Origin of the sequence: Micromonospora globbae (assembly GCF_036184225.1) — a bacterium.
GTDB lineage: Bacteria > Actinomycetota > Actinomycetes > Mycobacteriales > Micromonosporaceae > Micromonospora > Micromonospora globbae.
Genome location: NZ_CP108084.1, coordinates 663,712 through 682,003 on the forward strand (window position 1 = coordinate 663,712; position 18,292 = coordinate 682,003).

Sequence of the window (18,292 nt, forward strand, 5' to 3'; positions counted from 1 at the left end):
CGTCACGTGACCACCGGGAAGCCGGACGCCGCGGCGAGCGCGTCGAGTTCGGCGCGGAGCACGGACGCGGGCGGGTAGGCGCCGTCGCGTTCGAGCAGCAGCGCGGGCGGTCGCCGACGGGCGCAGAGTTCCTTGACCAGCTCCAGCACGGCCGGCGGAACCGGATCGGTGTGCGTGTCGTGGTAGAAGCCGCCGTGCTCGGCGCCGCCGGCCACGTGCACGTAGCCGACCCGCTCCAGCGGCAGCCGGTCGAGCAGGTCGAGCGGGTCGGCGCCCCGGTTGCGCGCGTTGGCGTAGACGTTGGCGATGTCGAGCAGCAGCAGCGCCCCGGTCCGGTCGAGGATCTCGGTGAGGAACGCGGCCTCGTCCAGCTCGTCGTCGGGCCAGTCGAAGAGCGCGGCGATCGGCTCCAGCGCGATCGGCACCGGGATCTCCGCCTGCGCGCGGGCCACGTTGACGCAGACGGCGTCCACGGCGGCCCGGCTGCGCGGCAACGGCAGCAGGTGACCGGCCTCCAGCCCGCCGGCGCGGACGAACGCGATGTGCTCGCTCACCAGCGGCGCGGCGACCAGCTCGGCCACCGCGGCGAGGTGCGCGACCCGGGCCGGGTCGACGGGCTCCGCCCCGCCGAGGGAGAGCCGTACGCCGTGGGGCACGACGGTCACCCCGCGACCGCGCAGGTCGGCGAGCCCGGGCGGCAGCGGCCCGGAGGCCGCCACAGACTCCGCCACCACCTCGACGAACCGCAGCCCGGGTAGCTCGGCGACGAAGCCGGCGATCTCGGGGCGCCAGCCGATGCCGACGCCCGTCGGGCCGGTCATCCGCCGCACCCGCCCCCGCCGCAGCCACCTCCGCCGCAGGAGCTGCCGCCTCCGCACGAACTGCCGCCGCCGCACGAGCCACCTCCGCTCGTGCCGCTGTAGCCACCGGCGCCGGAGATCGCCTGCCGCTGGATCTCGGCCTGCTCGGCGAAGCCGGGATCGAGGGCCCAGAGCGAGGCGGTGCCGAACAGCGCCACGCCCATGGCGGCGCCGGCCGCGCCGTACGTCGCGTACGCCGGGGACGACGACGGCGCGAGGTGGACGTGCTGCCGCCGCGTCTCGCGCAGCGCCCGCCGGCCGGCGCGGGTCAGGTGCGGCACCCGGCCCAGCACCAGGAGGAACACGAAGATCGCCGCCAGGCTGAGCATGAGGTAGCCGGTGGGTCGCCCGTTGGTGAGCCCGGCGACGGCCCGCATCCCGCCGATGATCAGCAGCGAGATCAGGAAGAACGCGCCCCGCCGCGCGGCGGTCCGCTGGACGGCCGTGAGGAGCAGCCCGCGCTGTTCGAGGCCCTCGCGCAGGTCGGTGAGCGCCCGGCTCACCCACTGGTCCCGGGGCAGGTCCCGCACCCGGGCCCGCTTGCCGGCCGCACGGAACACCGCCTGGTCCAGCGGGGTCGTCCCCGCGGGCAGTGCCCCCGTCGTCATGAGCCGGCGGTCCGGTCCGACCCCGATGGCACCCGTGCTGCGCAGGCCACCGACGGTGGCGTGCACGGCGAGGCCGGGACCGCCGTTGAGGAACGCCACCTGCTGTGGGCCGAGCGTCAGGGTGCCGGCGTCGCCGGGGCCGGCGAGCAGCCGTACGCGGTGGATCACCGAGACGACCACGACGAGCGCGGCCGCGGCGAGGTAGAACCGGAGGAAGGTCGGACCGGGGATGCCCCAGGTGTCGCCCGGGGCGGCGAGGTCGGTCATCGGCTGCTCCTGTCACCGGAGGGTCGGCCGCCCCATTGTGGAGCACCATCGCCATCGCCGGCGCACCGCGTCCGGCGGCCGGCTAGCGGCGGCGGACCGCCTCCTCGACGAGATCGAGCACCGGGCCGAGGTCACCGGCCGGGCGTCCCATCGCGAGATGCAGCACCAGGCCGTCGTAGGCGAGTTCGAGGAACTGGGCCAGCACGTCGATGGGGACGTCCTCGCGCAGGACACCGGCCTCGCGCTGGCGGGCCAGCCGGTCGCGGGTCGCCTCGGCGATCGCCGCGGACCGCTGGGCCCACCGCCGGGCGAACGCCGGGTCGGTCCGCAGTCGACGGGACACCTCCAGCTGGGTGCCCAACCACCCGGTCGTGTCCGGGGACATCGCCCCGGCCAGCAGGTCCCGCATCACCTGGACGAGGCCGTTGCGGGCCACCGTCTCGACCATCGCCGCGGCGTCGTCCTCGGCCACGGCGAGGAAGAGCGAGTCCTTGTCGCGGAAGTGGTGGAAGATGGCTCCGCGGGACAGCCCGGTGGCCTCCTCGAGCCGGCGCACGGTGGCGCCCTCGTAACCGTGCCGGGCGAAACACGCCCGCGACGCGGCGAGGATCTCCTGCCGCCGCGCGTCGAGCTGGTCCTGGCTTACTCTGGGCACGCGTCGATCGTCCCAGGTGACCCCGGGTAACGCAAACCGTACGTACGGCTTGGGATCTGGAGGTCGTACCGGCCCCGGTCTACCATCGGCCGCGTGACGCCACCCCCCGCCGCCCTCCCTCCCGCCCCGCTGACCGTGGCCGCCGTGCAGGCCGAGCCGGTGCCCGGGGACGTCGCCGGCAACGCCGCCACCGCCGCCCGGCTCGTCACCCGGGCCGCCGAGCGGGGCGCCCGGGTGGCCGTACTCCCGGAGCTCTTCCTGCCCGCGTACCACCCGCCGACGCTCTCGGCGGACCCCGCCGGCACCGACGTGGCGACCACCGGCGAGCGTACGGTGACGGATCCGCGCCTGGCGCCGCTGTGCGAGGCGGCCGCCGCCGGCGGAGTCACCGTGGTGGTCGGCGCCGCTGTGCGCCACCCCGACGGGCGGCGCACCATCTCCTCCCTCGTCGTGGACCGCGGTGGGGCCGTGCGGGTGGGCTACGACAAGCAGCAGCTGTGGGGCGACGAGCGGGAACTCTTCAGTCCCGGGTCCCGGGGTGCCACCCTGCTCGTCGACGGCTGGCGGCTGGGGCTCGGCATCTGCTACGACGGCTGCTTCCCCGAGCACGGCCGGGCCGCCGCCGCCGACGGCGCGCACGGTTACCTCTGCCCGAGCGGCTACCTGGCCGGCTCGGAGCACCGCCGCGACCTCTACTACGCGGCCCGGGCCCTCGACAACACCATGTACGTGGTCTTCGCCAACGCCGTGGGCGGCGCCGACCCCTGGCGCTTTAACGGCGGGGCGGCCGTCTACGACCCGGAGGGGCGCCCGCTGGCCCGCGGCGCGGACGCCGGCGAGGACGTCCTGGTCGCGACGCTCGACCCGGCCCAGCTCGCGGCCACCCGGGCGGCGCACTCGATGCTCGCCGACCGCCTGCCCGACCAGGGTTCCGACCGGCTCTCGCTGGTCGGCTGAGGAGTTCACGTAACGGATCTGTCGGCGGAGGCGCTGGTTCCCGTAGGGTGCCCGAGTGCCACTGCTCCTCCTGGACCTGGACAACACCCTGCTCGACCGAGCCGGGGCGTTCCGCGCCTGGGGGCAGCGCTTCCTCGACGGCATCGGCGCGCCCCGAAGCGACATCGACTGGCTGTTGTCCATCGACGCCGACGGGCTGACCGACCGGTGGGACGTGGCCGACGCGATCCGGGACCGGTACGCCCTGCGCATCCCGTCGATCGACCTCGTGGAGGAACTGCACGACGGGGTGGTGACGCACACCCGCCTCGACCCGCTGGTGGCCTGTGCGCTGCGGATCGCCGACGACGCCGGCTGGGTGCCGGTGGTGGTCACCAACGGGGCGGTACGGCAGGAGGAAGCCAAGATCCGTAACACCGGGCTCGACCGGTACGTCGCGGACTGGGTCATCTCCGAGGAGGCCGGGGTCAGCAAGCCCAACCCGCGCATCTTCGCCATGGCGGCGCAGCGGGTGCGGATGCGGCTGCGCGGGGCGTGGGTGGTCGGCGACAGCCCGGAGGCCGACATCGGCGGCGCGGCGGCCGTCGGCCTGCCCAGCGTCTGGCTGCACCGGGGGAGGACCTGGTCGGACGGCCGGTTCCGCCCGACCCGGGTCGCGGACGGGCTGATCGCCGCGGTCGCCACCGTCCTGGCCGGCTGACCGCGGCGGTCGCGGCCCGGCCGGGTCACGCAAATTCGATTGACCGGTCGCGGGGCGCCGGTGAGCATGGAGCGCGCATCGTGCACACGGGCGTACGCCCGTCGAGGAGAGGGGGTCGGTCATGGCCGTCATCTCGGGTCGTCTTCACCGGCCTCCATCCGCCTCGATCAAGGGACAACCACCGCAGTGCGCGAACACGACTTTCCGGCGCAGGGGCGCCGGACCCGCGGCAGGCGCCGCTTCGACGACGACGAACCGCAGTTTCTGAGGCACGGCCGGCGACCCGAGCCGGTCGTCGCCGACCCGGACGACGCACCGGACCCGGACACCGGCGAGCGCTGGTCGTCCTGGGACGACGCCGTGCACGGCCCGGAGCCGCACCCGGCCTGGGTGGTCACCGAGCTGGCCGCGAAGGACACCGACCTCGGTGTGCTGAAGACGGGCAAGGAGGCGGACGTCCACCTGGTCCGCCGGGCGGTGCCCGGCACCGACCGCTCCTGCCTGCTGGCCGCCAAACGGTACCGGGACGCCGACCACCGGCTGTTCCACCGCGACGCCGGCTACCTGGAGGGGCGGCGGGTCCGCCGATCCCGGGAGAATCGGGCGATGGCCGGCCGGACCGCCTTCGGCCGGCAGCTCATCGCCGGGCAGTGGGCGGCGGCCGAGTTCACGGCGCTGGCACGGCTCTGGGAGATCGGCGCGGCGCACGGCAGGATCGCCGTGCCCTACCCGGTGCAGCTGCGCGGCACGGAACTGATGCTGGAGTTCCTCGGCGACCCGGACGAGGGGACGGCCGCGCCCCGGCTGGCCCAGCTCCGGCCGGACGCGGCGGGACTGCGCGATCTCTGGGAGCAGCTGGTGGACGCGCTGGTGGTGCTCGCGCGGGCCGGGTACGCCCACGGTGACCTCTCGCCGTACAACCTGCTGGTGCACCACGACCGGCTCGTCATGATCGACCTGCCGCAGGTGGTCGACGTGGTGGGCAATCCCCAGGGCCCCGAGTTCCTGGCCCGGGACGTCCGGGTGGTCGCCACCTGGTTCGCGGCCCGGGGCCTGCCGGCCGACGTGGTGGACCCGACCACGCTCACCGAGGACCTGTTGCGCGAGGCGGGAATCCGCTGAACGGGGCGGGCGTCCGCCGAACCGGGCGGGCGCCCGCGAAACGGGGCGGGCCGGGCGCCGCGGGGCCGGGCCTGCGCGACCGGGTCCGGCGGTGCCGGCGCGGCGCCGCCGGACCCGGTCCGCCCCACGCCGGTCACTGGAGGTAGCGCTCGACCTCGGGCTTGGGGCGTACGCCCTGGGCGTCCGGGTCGCCGTGGGTGCTCCGGGCGGCGCGGCGCCGGCGGAGCAGGTCCCAGCACTGGTCGAGGGACTCCTCCAGCTCCCGCAGCCGGTCGCGGGTCGCCTCGTCGGTGCCCGTGTGGCCGGCCTGCGCCTCCGCGCGCAGCCGGTGCTCCTCGTCGACCATCTCGGTGATCCGGTTCAGGATCGTCTTGTCGTCCATGACCAAGAGCCTGTCACAGGGCGTTCGGCCCTGCGCGCGTTCCCTCACCCTCCCGGGCCGCTCCGGGCCGCGGCGGTCGCGGGTGTGCCGATCGTCACGCCGGCCGGGCGGTGGGAGGGGGCGCCGGCCGGGAGAAGCGCGCGGATGTGCGAAACGGGCCACTCCCGCGCACGAGCCTTACCAGCGGCGCACCTGCGCGCCGTGAAATTTTCTCCGGACGCGACTAGAGAAGTTTGACTCGGCAATGGCATGCTCGGTCGAGTCCTGACTCCACATAGTCGTTCCACGACGCACAGTCGCAACAAGGGGGTTCGGCGCAGGTGCATTCGCCACACATCGGGCAGTCCGCCACCCGACGAGCGCGCACCATCCCGCTGCACCAGGTGGTGCCGAGCCTCCTCCGTGACCCGGCGCGTGCCCTCATCGCCCTCGGCAACCGGACCGGCGGGGAACTCGTCCGGATCAACGTGGGCTCGTTCCGGCCGTACCTCGTCACCCACCCGCGCCACGTCCAGCACGTGCTCCGCGAGCGGGCCGACAACTACGAGCGTGCCGGCGACGGGCTGTTCTGGCGTCCGGTGAAGCGGCTGTTCGGCGAGGGCATCCTCGGCGAGGGGCAGATCTGGTCGGCCAGCCGCCGCACGCTCCAGCCGATGTTCACGGCCAAGCGCATCGAGGCGCTCGTCGACGGCATGGCCGAGGCCATCCGGGAGGCCGTCGACGAGCTCGACGCGCCGTCGCGCGACGGCCGGATGGTCGACATCGGAGTCGAGCAGTCCCGCATCGTCTGCCGGGCCATCATGAAGGTGCTCTTCGGCGACAAGATCTCGGTGCCGGACGCCATGCGGGTCGTCGACGCGCAGGACGTCATCGCGACCGCCGTCATCCCCCGGATCGTCGTGCCGTTCGCGCCGCTGTCGCTGCCGATGCCCGGCGACCGGCCGTTCCGTCGCGCGAAGCAGATCGTCGACGACGTGCTGCTGCCGATCGTCCGCGCGTCCAAGGCGACCGCCGACGAGGGCGACGACGTCATCTCCACGCTCTGGCGGGCGCGTACGGAGGACGGGCGGCAGCTCAGCGAACAGCAGGTGCGCAACGACACCGTGGCGATGTTCGCGGCCACCACCGAGACCACGATCAACGTGCTCACCTGGCTGTGGCCGCACCTTGACGAGCGCCCGGACGTCGCCGAGCGGCTGTACGAGGAGATCGCCCGGGTGGTGGGCGACGGGCCGGTCCGGCGCGAGCACCTCACCCAGCTGCCGTACACCCGGATGGTCCTCGACGAGCTGCTACGGCTCTACCCGATCGGCTGGATCATCCCGCGGCGCGCGGTGGCCGACGACGTCATCGACGGCGTGGAGGTGGAGGCCGGCGCCACGATGGTCGCGAGCCCGCTGATCACCCAGCGGATGGCGGCGTTCTGGGACCGGCCGGACGAGTTCGACCCCGACCGGTTCGTCCCCGAGCGGGTCCGCGCCCGGCACCGCTACGCCCACTTCCCCTTCGGCGGCGGCCCGCACCAGTGCCTCGGCATGTACCTGTTCTACCTGGAGGCGCAGCTCATCCTGGCCACGATGCTGAGCCGCTACCGGTTCCGGCTGCGCCGCTCCGGCGTACCGGGCCTGCGTCTCGCCGCCGCGCTGCGGCCGCGGACGCGGGTGGAGCTGACGCTCGTGCACACGGCGGACGCGGCCTGAGCATGACGCGGACCCAGCGACCGGGCGACGAGCTGGACCTCGCCGCCGAACAGGGCAGGATCTGCGCGCTCGCCGCGAAGGGGCAGCGCGACCTGCAACGGGCGGCCGCCGCCCACCCCGACCTCTTCTCCGCCCGGCCGTTCGACCCGGCCCTGTTCAGCAGCATCGCGCTCGCGATGGCCTTCAGCGCTCCGACGTGCACGGTGGACGAGCTGCGGTTCGCCAACCGGGCGGTGCTGTGGGGCTTCGCCGTGGACTGGCAGGTGGACTACCTCGCCAAGTCCCGTGAGGACGTCGACCGTGTCGTGGCCGACACGCTCGCCGTGGTCGACGGCGCCGCGCCCGGGGCGGAGGACGCGCTCGGACGGTTCCTCGCCGAGCTGCGCGACGAACTGGCCCGGACGCCGGGCTACGCGCGGGCGCGGGGCGTGTGGCGGGAGGAGGTCGCCCGCACGCTGGCCGCGATGGCCCGGGAGTGGGACTGGCGCGAGGCCACGGCGGGCGGCCGGCCGCCGAGCTACGAGGAGTACCTCGACAACGCCGACAACCTCGCCTGCACGGTGGTCAACGTCGCGCACTGGATCCGTACCGGCGACGCCGGCGTGCACGATCGGCTTCCGGAACTCGTCGCCGCCAGCGACGAGGTGCAGCGGGTGCTGCGGCTCGTCAACGACCTCGCGACCCACGACCGGGACCGGGAATGGGGCGACCTCAACGCGATCACCCTGGTGGGCGACGCCGACGAGGTGGCGCGACGGGCCGCCGCGCTGACCGCCCGGTGCCGCGAGACGCTCGCCGACCTGGCCGGCCGGTTCCCCCGCGAGGCGGACTACCTGACCCGGCAACTCGGCTACACCAGTGGCTTCTACGGCTCGACGGACTTCTGGGGGGCGCGGTGAGCGGCCGGCCGTGGGAGCAGACCGCGCCGGAGCGTCCCGCGCCGGCCGGCGGGGCGGGCGCGGCGTCGACCGGCGGGGCGGGCGCCGCGCTGGCCGAACGGTCGGCGCGCGACCCGGGCGGCGACCTGGTCGCCGCGATGCTGGCCGAGCCGGCCGGACGGTCCTCCCCGTCGGTGTACGAGACGGGCCGGCTGGTCAGCCTGGCGCCCTGGCTCACCGGCCACGGCGAGCGGATCGCGTGGCTCGTACGGACGCAGCGACCCGACGGGGCGTGGGGCGCGCCGGACGGCTACGCCCTGGTGCCCACGCTCAGCGCCACCGAGGCGCTGCTCGCCGTGCTGCGCCGCGGTGACGGCGGTTTCGCGCGGGAGCGGCTCGGCCAGGTCGCCCACCGCGGCCTCCGTGCGCTCCACGACACGCTGACCGGGCCGGGGGCGCCGCCGCCACCGGACCTGCCGGCGACCGACCTCATCGTGCCCGCGCTGACCGACCTGATCGCCGGGCACCTCGACGCGCTGCGGGAGCGGCCGGACCTCGGCGACTGGGACGCCGCGCCCCGGCCACCGCTGCCCGTCGGCCTGGACGGCGGCCGGCTGGACCGGGTCCGGATGCTGCTCGCCGCCGGCCGTCCGCTGCCGGAGAAGCTCGCGCACGCGCTGGAGGTGGTCGGCCCGGCCGCCCGCCGGGCCGTGGGCGTCGGCCCCGTCGGCCCCGGCACCGTGGGCGCGTCACCGGCCGCGACGGCCGCCTGGCTCGGCCCCGATCCCGGCCCGGCGCACCCGGCCCGGGCCTACCTGGAGGACCTCGTCCGGCAGTACGGCGGGCCGGTGCCCTGCGCCAGTCCGATCACCGTGTTCGAGCGGTCGTGGGTCCTCGGCACGCTCTGCCGGGCCGGCGTCCCGGTGCGGGTGCCCGACGTCCTCACCACCGAGCTGCGGGACGCCCTCGGGCCCACCGGCACACCGACCGGTCCCGGCCTGCCGGCGGACGCCGACACGACATCCGTCACCGTGTACGCCCTCGCCCGGCTGGGCCAGCCCGTCGACCCGACGGTGCTGCGGGCGTACGACACCGGGGAGCACTTCTGCACCTGGCCGGGGGAGGACGGGGCGTCGGTCACCACCAACGCGCACGTGCTCGACGCGCTCGGGCACCTGCTGCCGTACGGCGGGCCGGCCGCCCCGTGGCTCGCGTCCGCGGTGGACCGCGTCACCCGGTGGCTCCTCGACCAGCAGGAACCGGACGGGCGCTGGTCCGACCGCTGGCACGCCTCCCCGTACTACGCGACCTGCTGCGCCGTGCTGGCCCTGACCGGGTACGGGAGTGCCGACGCGGCGCGGCGGGCGGTCGACCGCGCCGCGTCCTGGGTGCTCGCCGGGCAGCGGCCGGACGGATCCTGGGGACGCTGGTCGGGCAGCGCCGAGGAGACGGCGTACGCGGTGCAGACGCTGATCGCCGCGGGGCACCGCGACGGCCCCGGTGCGGCGGCGGTCGCCCGGGGCGCGGCCTGGCTGTCCGAGGTGGACGATCACGACGGCGCGCCGGAGCTGTGGCACGACAAGGATCTGTACCGTCCCACGCTGATCGTGCAGGCAGCGGTGCGGGCGGCCCGGTGGCTCGTACGCCCGGAGGCCGGCGGCGGCTGACCGGCACGCGACCATAGTCGACGGTGCCATGATCAGGACCGCTTGAGTGAACAACCCGACACTGCTAGCGTGCGCCGGAGTCGATGAGTGCACACATGAGCAGATATCCGGCCAGGACGGTGTGATGGGTTCCCGCAGTACGAATCTCCGTACAAAAGTCATTGCCCTGCTCGTGTCGCTGGTCGCCCTCTGGGCCTTCGCGGCGTGGGTCACCGTCCGGGACGGGTTCAACCTGCTCGGCGTGCAGACGCTCAACTCGCGGGTCTTCGAGCCCAGCGATCCGCTGCTCGTGCAGCTCCAGAAGGAACGCCGGCTGTCGCTGGCGTACCTCGGCGGGCCGGACGCGGCGCAGCTCGAGCAGTTGGCCGCGGAACGGCGTCGCACCGACGACTACGCGGCGACCTTCCGTGAGTCGGTACGGGACTGGCGCACCGAGGTGCCGGCGAGCAGCCAGCTCGAACAGCGCATCGACGAACTCCTGGGCGACCTGGACCGGCTCAACGAGACGCGGGCCGGCGTCGACGCCCGGAACATCGACCGCGCGACCACCATGGCGGCGTACGTCGGCGTCATCGACTCGATCTTCCGCGTGTTCGACGCGCTCGGCGGTCTGGACGACCCGCAGATCGCGCAGGAGACGGCGGCCCTCATCGACCTCAACCGGGCGCGCGAGCTGCTGTCCCAGGAGGACGCCCTGCTGACCGGCGCGCTCGCCGCCGGGCGGATCACCGCGGCCGAGCAGGCCCAGTTCGCCCACCTCGTCGGCGCGCAGCGGTTCACCACCGAGCAGACGGCCGTGGACCTGGCCCGCACGGACCGCGAGCGCTTCCAGAACCTCGTGGCGAGCGACGAGTTCCAGCGGTTCCGCGCGCTGGAGGACCAGATCGTCCGCTCCCGCAACGTGCCGGGCCGGCCCCCGGTGTCGGCGGCCGACTGGGACGCCGCCGTGTCGCCGGCCATGCAGAACCTGCGCGACGTCATCATCGCCGGCGGCGAGGACGTCGTGTCCCGCGCGATGCCCGTGGCGATCGGGGTGATCGTGCGGCTGGTGCTCGCCGCCGGTCTCGGCCTCATCGCCGTCGTCGCCTCCATCATCGTGTCGATCACCACGGCCCGGTCGCTGCTGCGGCAGCTGGAACGGCTGCGCGAGGCGGCGTTCCAGCTGGCCAACGAACGCCTGCCCAGCGTCGTGGAGCGACTCGGTCGCGGCGACGACGTCGACGTGGCCAAGGAGGCGCCGCCGCTCGAGTTCGGCCACGACGAGATCGGCCAGGTCGGCAAGGCCTTCAACGTGGTGCAGGAGACGGCGATCCGCACCGCCGTCGAGCAGGCCGAACTGCGCCGCAGCGTCCGCGAGGTCTTCCTCAGCCTGGCCCGGCGCACCCAGGCGCTCGTGCACCGGCAGCTCACCCTGCTCGACGCCATGGAACGGCGCGAGCAGGACGCCGAGGAACTGGAGGACCTGTTCCGGGTCGACCACCTGGCCACCCGGATGCGGCGCAACGCGGAGAACCTCATCGTGCTCTCCGGCTCCACCCCGGGCCGGGCCTGGCGGCGCAACGTGCCCATGGTGGACGTCATCCGGGGCGCGGTGGCCGAGGTCGAGGACTACACCCGGGTCAACGTGCTGCCGATCGGGCGGGTGTCGCTCGCCGGCCGGGCGGTCGGCGACGTCATCCACCTGCTCGCCGAGCTCATCGAGAACGGCCTGTCCTTCTCGCCGCCGAACACCACGGTCGAGGTGCGCGGCCAGATGGTGGCGAACGGGTTCGCCATCGAGATCGAGGACCGGGGCCTCGGCATGAGCCCCGAGGACCTGGCGGCGGCCAACCACCGGATCACCGACCGGTCCGAGCTGAACCTCGCCAACGCCTCCCGCCTCGGCCTGTACGTGGTGAGCCGGCTCACCGAGCGCCACGGTGTGAAGGTGCAGTTGAAGGAGTCCGCGTACGGCGGCACGACCGCCGTCGTGCTCATCCCGAGCGAACTGGTGACGAGCGCCGACGACGACCCAGACACCTCCGGCGGCATCCCGGCCGCCGCCCGGGCCGCGGGCGCCCCCGCCGCGAAGGTGGCCGCCGGAGGCCCCGCCGACACGGGGGTCGGCGGTTCGGACACGCCGGTCACCGCCCCCGCGCCGGCCGGCCCGGTCGCCGCCCAGCCGGCCGCGCCGGTGGCGCTCGCCGAGCCGCCCGCCGACCCGTCCGCGAACGCCGAGACGGCCGTCGACGGGGAGACGCTGCCCACGCGTACCCGCACGGTGCCCCCGGCCGACGGCGGGCTGCCCACCCGCACCCGCCGTACCCCCGAGCCGCAGGCCGCGCTCGACGGGCCGACGGTGCCGACGGGCCTGCCGATGGCGGTGCCGCGGCCCGTGGCCGACGCCCCCGCGACGGGCACCGGCGGACCCGGCGCCGAGGGCGGTCCGCTCCCGGCGCGGATCCAGCCGGCACGGACCGACTCCGGGCTGCCGGTGCGGGTCCGGCAGGCCAGCATCGTTCCCGAACTGCGTGACGATCCGGCGGCGACCGCCGCTGATGACGACGACGAGGAGATCGTGCGGCCGCCCGAGCAGGTGCGCCGGATGATGAGCTCGTACCAGAGCGGAACCCGCCGGGGCCGGACGGAGGCCGCCCGCCTCATGGGCGACGACGCACCGGAGCCCGGGCCCGCCCCGGACACCGACGAGCAACAAGCGACCTGACCTGTGCCGACGGTGCGGAGGTCCGCCCGCGACGGAACGGTCAGACCCAGACGAAGACGGCTAACCAGCCGTGGGAGAAGAGGACGACGAGTGGCCCAGAAGACGGCATCGAGTGCCGACCTGACGTGGTTGCTGGATGATCTGGTCGGCCGGGTGAAGCAGGCCGAGCATGCGGTCGCGCTCTCGACGGACGGCCTGTTGATGGCCTCCTCGCAGGGGCTCAGCCGGGACGACGGAGAGCACCTCGCCGCCATGGCGGCGGGCATCCAGAGCCTGGCCCGGGGCGCCGGCAAGCGGTTCGGCGGCGGCCAGGTGCAGCAGACCATCATCGAGATGCAGTCCTCGTTCCTCTTCGTCACAGCGGCCGGGCGCAACGCCTGTCTCGCCGTGCTGGCCAGCGAGGACGCCGACATCGGCCTCATCGCGTACGAGATGGCGATGCTGGTCACCCGCGTCGGCAAGCACGTGGCGTCGCCGACCCGGACGGCCGAACAGCCGCCCGGCGAGAAGTAGTCGCCATGACGGTGCAGGGGGAGTCCGCGGAGCACCAGTGGGTGGACGACCACGCCGGGCCGGTGGTGCGCCCGTACGCGGTCACGCGCGGCCGCGCCCGCCCGGTCACCGGCACTTTCGATCTGATCTCGCTGGTCACGGCGACCCGCGCGGACGTGAGCGCGGAAGTCGGCCTCGGCCCGGAGCACCTGGCAATCGTGGGGCTCTGCCAGCGTGTGCAGTCCGTGGCCGAGATCGCCGCCCACCTGGACCTGCCGGTGGGCGCCATCCGGGTCCTACTGGGTGATCTGGTGGCCCGCAACCTGGTCCAGGTCCGCGAGCCGCGCACCTCGGCCGGCCTTCCCGACAACAGTGTTTTCGAGGCGGTAATCAATGGACTACGGGCACTCTGAGCGGCCCGCCGGAGCGACCCCACTGCCGACCGCGATCAAGATCCTGATCGCGGGTGGCTTCGGCGTCGGCAAGACCACCATGGTCGGTGCGGTCAGCGAGACGCGCCCGCTGCGGACCGAGGAGGTGCTGACCGAGTCCGGCGTCGGCATCGACGACCTGTCCGGGGTGGAGAGCAAGAGCACCACGACGGTCGCCATGGACTTCGGTCGGATCACGATCAGCGACGACCTGGTGCTCTACCTCTTCGGCACGCCCGGGCAGGACCGCTTCTGGTTCGTCTGGGACGAGCTGGCGCTCGGCGCGATCGGCGCCGTGGTGCTCGCCGACACCCGCCGGCTGGCCGACTGCTTCCCCTCCATCGACTACTTCGAGGGGCGGGGGACACCCTTCGTGGTGGCGGTGAACTGCTTCGAGGGCGCCAAGCAGTACCGGCTGGACGAGGTGCAGGCGGCGCTCAACCTCGATCCCGGGGTGCCGGTGCTGCTCTGCGACGCCCGCCGGCGGGAGTCCAGCAAGGAGGTGCTCATCACCCTCCTGGAGCACGCCATGAAGACCCGGGACGCCCGCCGCACGCTGGACTGAGCCGGCCGTTCCCGGCCCGCCGCCGGGCGCGACCGCCGCGGCCGTGACGACGAGCAGGGCCCCTCCCCGCGAGCGCGGGGAGGGGCCCTCGTCCGTCGTACGTCAGCTGTTGATCATCCGGCGCAGCACGTACTGCAGGATGCCGCCGTGCCGGTAGTAGTCCGCCTCACCGGGGGTGTCGATCCGGACCACCGCGTCGAACTCGACGCCCGTGTCGGTGCTGACCTTGACCGTACGCGGCGTCTCGCCGTCGTTCAGCGCGGTCACGCCGGTGATGGAGAACGTCTCCGTGCCGGTCAGGCCGAGCGAGTCGGCGTTCTCGCCGGCGGGGAACTGCAGCGGCAGCACGCCCATGCCGATCAGGTTCGAGCGGTGGATCCGCTCGTACGACTCGGCGATGACCGCCTTGACGCCCAGCAGCATGGTGCCCTTCGCCGCCCAGTCCCGCGACGAACCCGAGCCGTACTCCTTGCCGGCCAGCACGACCAGCGGGACGCCGGCCTCCTGGTAGGCCACCGAGGCGTCGTAGATCGTGGTCTGCTCACCGGTCAGGTGGTTGACCGTGAAGCCGCCCTCGACGCCGGGGACCAGCTGGTTGCGCAGCCGGATGTTGGCGAACGTGCCCCGGATCATCACCTCGTGGTTGCCCCGGCGGGATCCGTACGAGTTGAACTCGTGCCGCGGCACGCCGTGCTCGGCCAGGTAGCGGCCCGCCGGCGAGTCCGGCTTGATCGAACCGGCCGGGGAGATGTGGTCGGTGGTCACCGAGTCGCCCAGCTTCGCCAGCACCCGGGCGCCGGTGATGTCGCCGACGGCCTTCGGCTCCCGCTCCATGCCCTCGAAGTACGGGGGCTTGCGCACGTACGTCGACTCGCCGTCCCACGCGAACGTGTCACCGGTCGGGGTGGGCAGCGACTGCCAGCGCTCGTCGCCGGCGAAGACGTCGGCGTACGCGGAGCTGAAGCCGGTGGCGCCGATCGCCGAGGAGATGACGTCCTGGATCTCCGCGCTGCTCGGCCAGATGTCGCGGAGGAACACCGGCTGCCCGGAGCTGTCCTCACCGATCGGCTCGTTGGCCAGGTCGATGTCCATGGTGCCGGCCAGCGCGTACGCGACCACGAGCGGCGGGGACGCCAGGTAGTTCATCTTGACGTCCGGGTTGATCCGGCCCTCGAAGTTGCGGTTGCCGGAGAGCACCGAGACGACCGCGAGGTCGGCCTCGTTCACCGCCGCGGAGATCTCCTCCGGCAGCGGGCCGGAGTTGCCGATGCAGGTGGTGCAGCCGTAGCCGACCAGGTGGAAGCCGAGCTTCTCCAGGTACGGCGTGAGGCCGGCGCGCTCGTAGTAGTCCATGACGACCTTGGACCCGGGGGCCAGGGTGGTCTTGACCCACGGCTTGCGGGACAGGCCCCGCTCCACCGCGTTGCGGGCCAGCAGCGCCGCACCGATCATGACCTGCGGGTTCGAGGTGTTGGTGCAGGAGGTGATCGCGGCGATCACCACGGCGCCGTGGTCCAGCTCGAACTCGGTGCCGTCCGCGCCGGTGACCCGGATCGGGTTCGTGGCGCGCCCGCCGGCGCCGACCGCCGCGGTCTCCAGATCGCGCGGGGCGTCGGCCGGGTCCTCGACCCCGTTGGCCGGGGAGTCGCTGGCCGGGAACGACTCGGCGCTGGCCTCGTCGGCGTGGCCCACGACCCCGTACGGCTTCTCCAGCTGCGGCACGCCGGGCTTGCGCTCCCGGTCACCGCCGGTCTCGTCGGCGGCCACGTAGTCCTTCAGGGCCGAGCGGAACAGCGTCTTGGCGCTGCCCAGCGGCACCCGGTCCTGCGGGCGCTTCGGGCCCGCGAGGGACGGCTCGATGGTGCCCAGGTCGAGTTCGAGGCGCTCGGAGTACTCGGGCTCGGCGTTCGGGTCGTGCCAGAGGCCCTGCTCCTTGGCGTACGCCTCGACGAGCGCGACCTGCTGCTCGGTGCGGCCGGTGAGCTTCAGGTAGCGGACGGTCTCCTCGTCGATCGGGAAGATCGCCACGGTGGAGCCGTACTCCGGCGACATGTTGCCGATGGTGGCCCGGTTGGCCAGCGGCACGGCGCTCACGCCCGGCCCGTAGAACTCGACGAACTTGCCCACCACGCCGTGCTTGCGCAGCATCTCGGTGATGGTGAGCACCAGGTCGGTGGCGGTGGTGCCGGCCGGCATCTCGCCGGAGAGCTTGAAGCCGACGACCCGCGGGATCAGCATGCTGACCGGCTGGCCCAGCATGGCGGCCTCGGCCTCGATGCCGCCGACGCCCCAGCCGAGCACGCCGAGGCCGTTGACCATGGTGGTGTGCGAGTCGGTGCCGACGACCGTGTCCGGGTACGCCTGGCCGTCGCGCTCCATGATCGTACGGGCCAGGTACTCGATGTTGACCTGGTGCACGATGCCCGTGCCGGGCGGGACCACCTTGAACTCGTTGAACGCGGTCTGGCCCCAGCGCAGGAACTGGTAGCGCTCCTTGTTGCGCTGGTACTCCAGCTCGACGTTGCGCGCGAAGGCGTCCTCGCGGCCGAACAGGTCGGCGATCACCGAGTGGTCGATGACCAGCTCGGCCGGGGCGAGCGGGTTGACCTTGCCGGGGTCGCCGCCCAGGTCGCGGACGGCCTCGCGCATGGTCGCCAGGTCGACGACGCAGGGCACGCCGGTGAAGTCCTGCATGAGCACCCGCGCCGGGGTGAACTGGATCTCCACGCTCGGGTCGGCGGTGGGATCCCACGCACCGAGCTGCCGGATGTGGTCGGCGGTGATGTTCGCGCCGTCCTCGGTCCGCAGCAGGTTCTCCAGCAGGATCTTCAAGCTGTACGGCAGCCGGTCGTGGCCGTCCACCTTGTCGATCTTGAAAATCTCGTAGCTCGCGTCTCCGACGCGTAGCTGGGTCTTCGCACCGAAGGTGTCGAGGCTCGCCACGTCGTACTCCTTCACACCAGCGACCGTGTCCTGAGCAGTCTGTCGCACCGGTCCGGGTGCCGCCGAGGTTAGGCGACACTTACCGGCGTCCCGCACTCAAACAAAACCGTACGTCCGTCTTGCTATGAGCGCAACCTCGTGCCAGTCTGCGGAACGAGGAGGTGTTCCATGATCCATCACGTCCAGCTCGCCTGTCCGCGCGGCTCCGAGGACGCGTCCCGGGCGTTCTACGTCGGCGTGCTCGGGATGACGGAGAAGCCGAAGCCACCGGCGCTGGCCGCCCGCGGCGGGTGCTGGTTCACCGGCCACGACGCCGAACTGCACCTGGGCGTCGAGGACGACTTCCGGCCGGCCCGCAAGGCGCACCCCGCCCTGCTGCGCCCCGACCTCGACGACCTGGCCGCGCGGCTCACCGCCGCCGGCGCCCCGGTGGTGTGGGGCGACGGCGAGCTTCCCGGGATGCGCCGGTTCCACACCGAGGACGTGCACGGCAACCGGCTGGAGTTCCTCGCTCCGGCGGAGTGACCGGCGACGCGTCCCCGCACCTCGCCGGGCCCCGTCGCCCCCGGGTAGCGTTCGAGCGCCGGACGGGGAGGGTGGGCGTGCTGGACGTACAACACTGGCTCGTGGCGCTGCCGCCGCTGGCGGTCTACCTGACCGTCGCCGGGGTCATCGGGGTGGAGAGCGTGGGCGTGCCCCTCCCCGGCGAGATCACCCTCCTCAGCGCGGCGCTGCTCGCCGCGACGGGGGTGGTCGAGCCGGCGTGGGTGGCGGCCGCCGCTGCGCTCGGCGCCGTCGTCGGCGACTCGCTCGGCTACACCGTCGGCCGCCGGGGCGGCCGGCCGCTGCTCGCCCGGCTGGGTCGGCGCTTCCCCCGGCACCTGGGCCCGGAACACCTCGCCCGGGCCGAGCAGACGTTCGCCCGGCACGGGGTCTGGGCGATCTTCCTGGGCCGGTTCGTGGCGCTGCTGCGCATCCTGGCGGGGCCGCTGGCCGGGGCGCTGCGCGTGCCGTACGGCCGGTTCCTGGCCGCCAACGCGGCCGGCGGGCTCGTCTGGGCCTTCGCCACCACCTACCTGCTCTTCCACCTCGGCCGGGTGGCCGAGCACTGGCTCAGCAGCTTCTCCTGGGCGGGGCTCGCCCTGGCGGTGCTCGCCGGTCTCGGCAGCACGTGGTGGCTGCGGCGGCGCGCGCGCCGCGCACACGGGCAGGCCGACCGCGAGGAGGCGGTGCCCGGCGCGCCGCGCTGAGGTGGTTACGGCGGGCGCCCCACGGCGGGGGCGTCCCGCGCCGGGACGACGAAAGGGCCCGGCCCCCGGTTGGGGGTCGGGCCCTTTCGCTTGTGTTGGTGCGCCTCGGTT

At 73.8% G+C, this 18,292-nt stretch carries 17 protein-coding genes; 12 read left to right on the forward strand and 5 right to left on the reverse strand.

The features are described 5' to 3' along the window. Positions 1–2: 2 nt before the first annotated feature. From OG994_RS03005 to OG994_RS03015, 3 genes are all read right to left on the reverse strand, one after another. Positions 3–821, reverse strand: a complete 819-nt coding sequence (locus OG994_RS03005; protein ID WP_328852113.1) for a DUF692 domain-containing protein — start codon at positions 819–821, stop codon at positions 3–5. Continuing rightward, positions 818–1,735 carry a TIGR04222 domain-containing membrane protein gene (locus tag OG994_RS03010; protein WP_120327387.1) on the reverse strand — a complete coding sequence of 306 codons (918 nt, stop codon included), beginning with the start codon at positions 1,733–1,735 and terminating at the stop codon, positions 818–820. Before OG994_RS03010 ends, OG994_RS03005 begins: the two co-directional genes overlap by 4 nt. A gap of 82 nt (positions 1,736–1,817) precedes the next feature. Then, complete coding sequence (locus OG994_RS03015; protein ID WP_120327388.1) at positions 1,818–2,390, reverse strand: TetR/AcrR family transcriptional regulator; 573 nt, start codon at positions 2,388–2,390, stop codon at positions 1,818–1,820. A gap of 93 nt (positions 2,391–2,483) precedes the next feature. Between OG994_RS03015 and OG994_RS03020 the strand changes: the two genes are divergently transcribed. The 3 genes from OG994_RS03020 (at position 2,484) to OG994_RS03030 (ending at position 5,169) form a co-directional block, all read left to right on the forward strand. Further along, a complete protein-coding gene (locus tag OG994_RS03020) occupies positions 2,484–3,347 on the forward strand; it encodes a carbon-nitrogen hydrolase family protein (protein ID WP_120327389.1) in 864 nt (287 codons plus the stop codon). Between the two features lie 55 nt (positions 3,348–3,402). Further along, on the forward strand, positions 3,403–4,047 hold the full coding sequence (locus OG994_RS03025) for an HAD family hydrolase (RefSeq protein ID WP_120327390.1): 645 nt from the start codon (positions 3,403–3,405) through the stop codon (positions 4,045–4,047). A 186-nt stretch (positions 4,048–4,233) separates the two neighbouring features. Continuing rightward, the gene (locus OG994_RS03030; protein ID WP_328852114.1) at positions 4,234–5,169 is read left to right on the forward strand and encodes a serine protein kinase RIO; all 936 of its coding nucleotides are present in this window, start codon (positions 4,234–4,236) and stop codon (positions 5,167–5,169) included. Positions 5,170–5,302: 133 nt separating this feature from the next. On the opposite strand, the gene OG994_RS03035 is transcribed toward OG994_RS03030, so the two are convergent. Continuing rightward, complete coding sequence (locus OG994_RS03035) at positions 5,303–5,551, reverse strand: DUF2630 family protein (RefSeq protein ID WP_328852115.1); 249 nt, start codon at positions 5,549–5,551, stop codon at positions 5,303–5,305. Positions 5,552–5,919: 368 nt separating this feature from the next. Between OG994_RS03035 and OG994_RS03040 the strand changes: the two genes are divergently transcribed. The 7 genes from OG994_RS03040 to OG994_RS03070 all read left to right on the forward strand — a co-directional run bounded on the left by OG994_RS03040 (position 5,920) and on the right by OG994_RS03070 (position 13,988). Continuing rightward, entirely contained in the window at positions 5,920–7,251 is a 1,332-nt protein-coding gene (locus OG994_RS03040; RefSeq protein ID WP_328853647.1) for a cytochrome P450, read from the forward strand. After that, positions 7,248–8,150, forward strand: a complete 903-nt coding sequence (locus OG994_RS03045) for a terpene synthase family protein (protein ID WP_396844847.1) — start codon at positions 7,248–7,250, stop codon at positions 8,148–8,150. Before OG994_RS03040 ends, OG994_RS03045 begins: the two co-directional genes overlap by 4 nt. Further along, the gene (locus OG994_RS03050; RefSeq protein WP_328852116.1) at positions 8,147–9,796 is read left to right on the forward strand and encodes a prenyltransferase/squalene oxidase repeat-containing protein; all 1,650 of its coding nucleotides are present in this window, start codon (positions 8,147–8,149) and stop codon (positions 9,794–9,796) included. Before OG994_RS03045 ends, OG994_RS03050 begins: the two co-directional genes overlap by 4 nt. 124 nt (positions 9,797–9,920) lie before the next feature. Further along, positions 9,921–12,500 carry a sensor histidine kinase gene (locus tag OG994_RS03055; RefSeq protein WP_328852117.1) on the forward strand — a complete coding sequence of 860 codons (2,580 nt, stop codon included), beginning with the start codon at positions 9,921–9,923 and terminating at the stop codon, positions 12,498–12,500. A 90-nt stretch (positions 12,501–12,590) separates the two neighbouring features. Further along, positions 12,591–13,013, forward strand: a complete 423-nt coding sequence (locus OG994_RS03060) for a roadblock/LC7 domain-containing protein (RefSeq protein ID WP_120327396.1) — start codon at positions 12,591–12,593, stop codon at positions 13,011–13,013. A gap of 5 nt (positions 13,014–13,018) precedes the next feature. After that, positions 13,019–13,405 carry a DUF742 domain-containing protein gene (locus OG994_RS03065; RefSeq protein WP_120327397.1) on the forward strand — a complete coding sequence of 129 codons (387 nt, stop codon included), beginning with the start codon at positions 13,019–13,021 and terminating at the stop codon, positions 13,403–13,405. Continuing rightward, positions 13,386–13,988 (forward strand): GTP-binding protein, encoded by a 603-nt coding sequence (locus OG994_RS03070; RefSeq protein WP_120327398.1) that lies wholly within the window; start codon positions 13,386–13,388, stop codon positions 13,986–13,988. Before OG994_RS03065 ends, OG994_RS03070 begins: the two co-directional genes overlap by 20 nt. A gap of 102 nt (positions 13,989–14,090) precedes the next feature. Here the strand turns inward: OG994_RS03070 and OG994_RS03075 are convergent, their stop codons facing one another. After that, positions 14,091–16,946: an aconitate hydratase gene (locus tag OG994_RS03075; protein ID WP_120327399.1), complete on the reverse strand. Its 2,856-nt coding sequence runs from the start codon at positions 16,944–16,946 to the stop codon at positions 14,091–14,093. 153 nt (positions 16,947–17,099) lie between these two features. Here OG994_RS03075 and OG994_RS03080 point away from each other — a divergent pair, with 153 nt between their 5' ends. Both OG994_RS03080 and OG994_RS03085 read left to right on the forward strand, forming a co-directional pair. Then, complete coding sequence (locus OG994_RS03080) at positions 17,100–17,456, forward strand: VOC family protein (RefSeq protein WP_120327400.1); 357 nt, start codon at positions 17,100–17,102, stop codon at positions 17,454–17,456. A gap of 77 nt (positions 17,457–17,533) precedes the next feature. After that, on the forward strand, positions 17,534–18,181 hold the full coding sequence (locus OG994_RS03085; protein ID WP_328852118.1) for a DedA family protein: 648 nt from the start codon (positions 17,534–17,536) through the stop codon (positions 18,179–18,181). Positions 18,182–18,292: the final 111 nt, after the last annotated feature.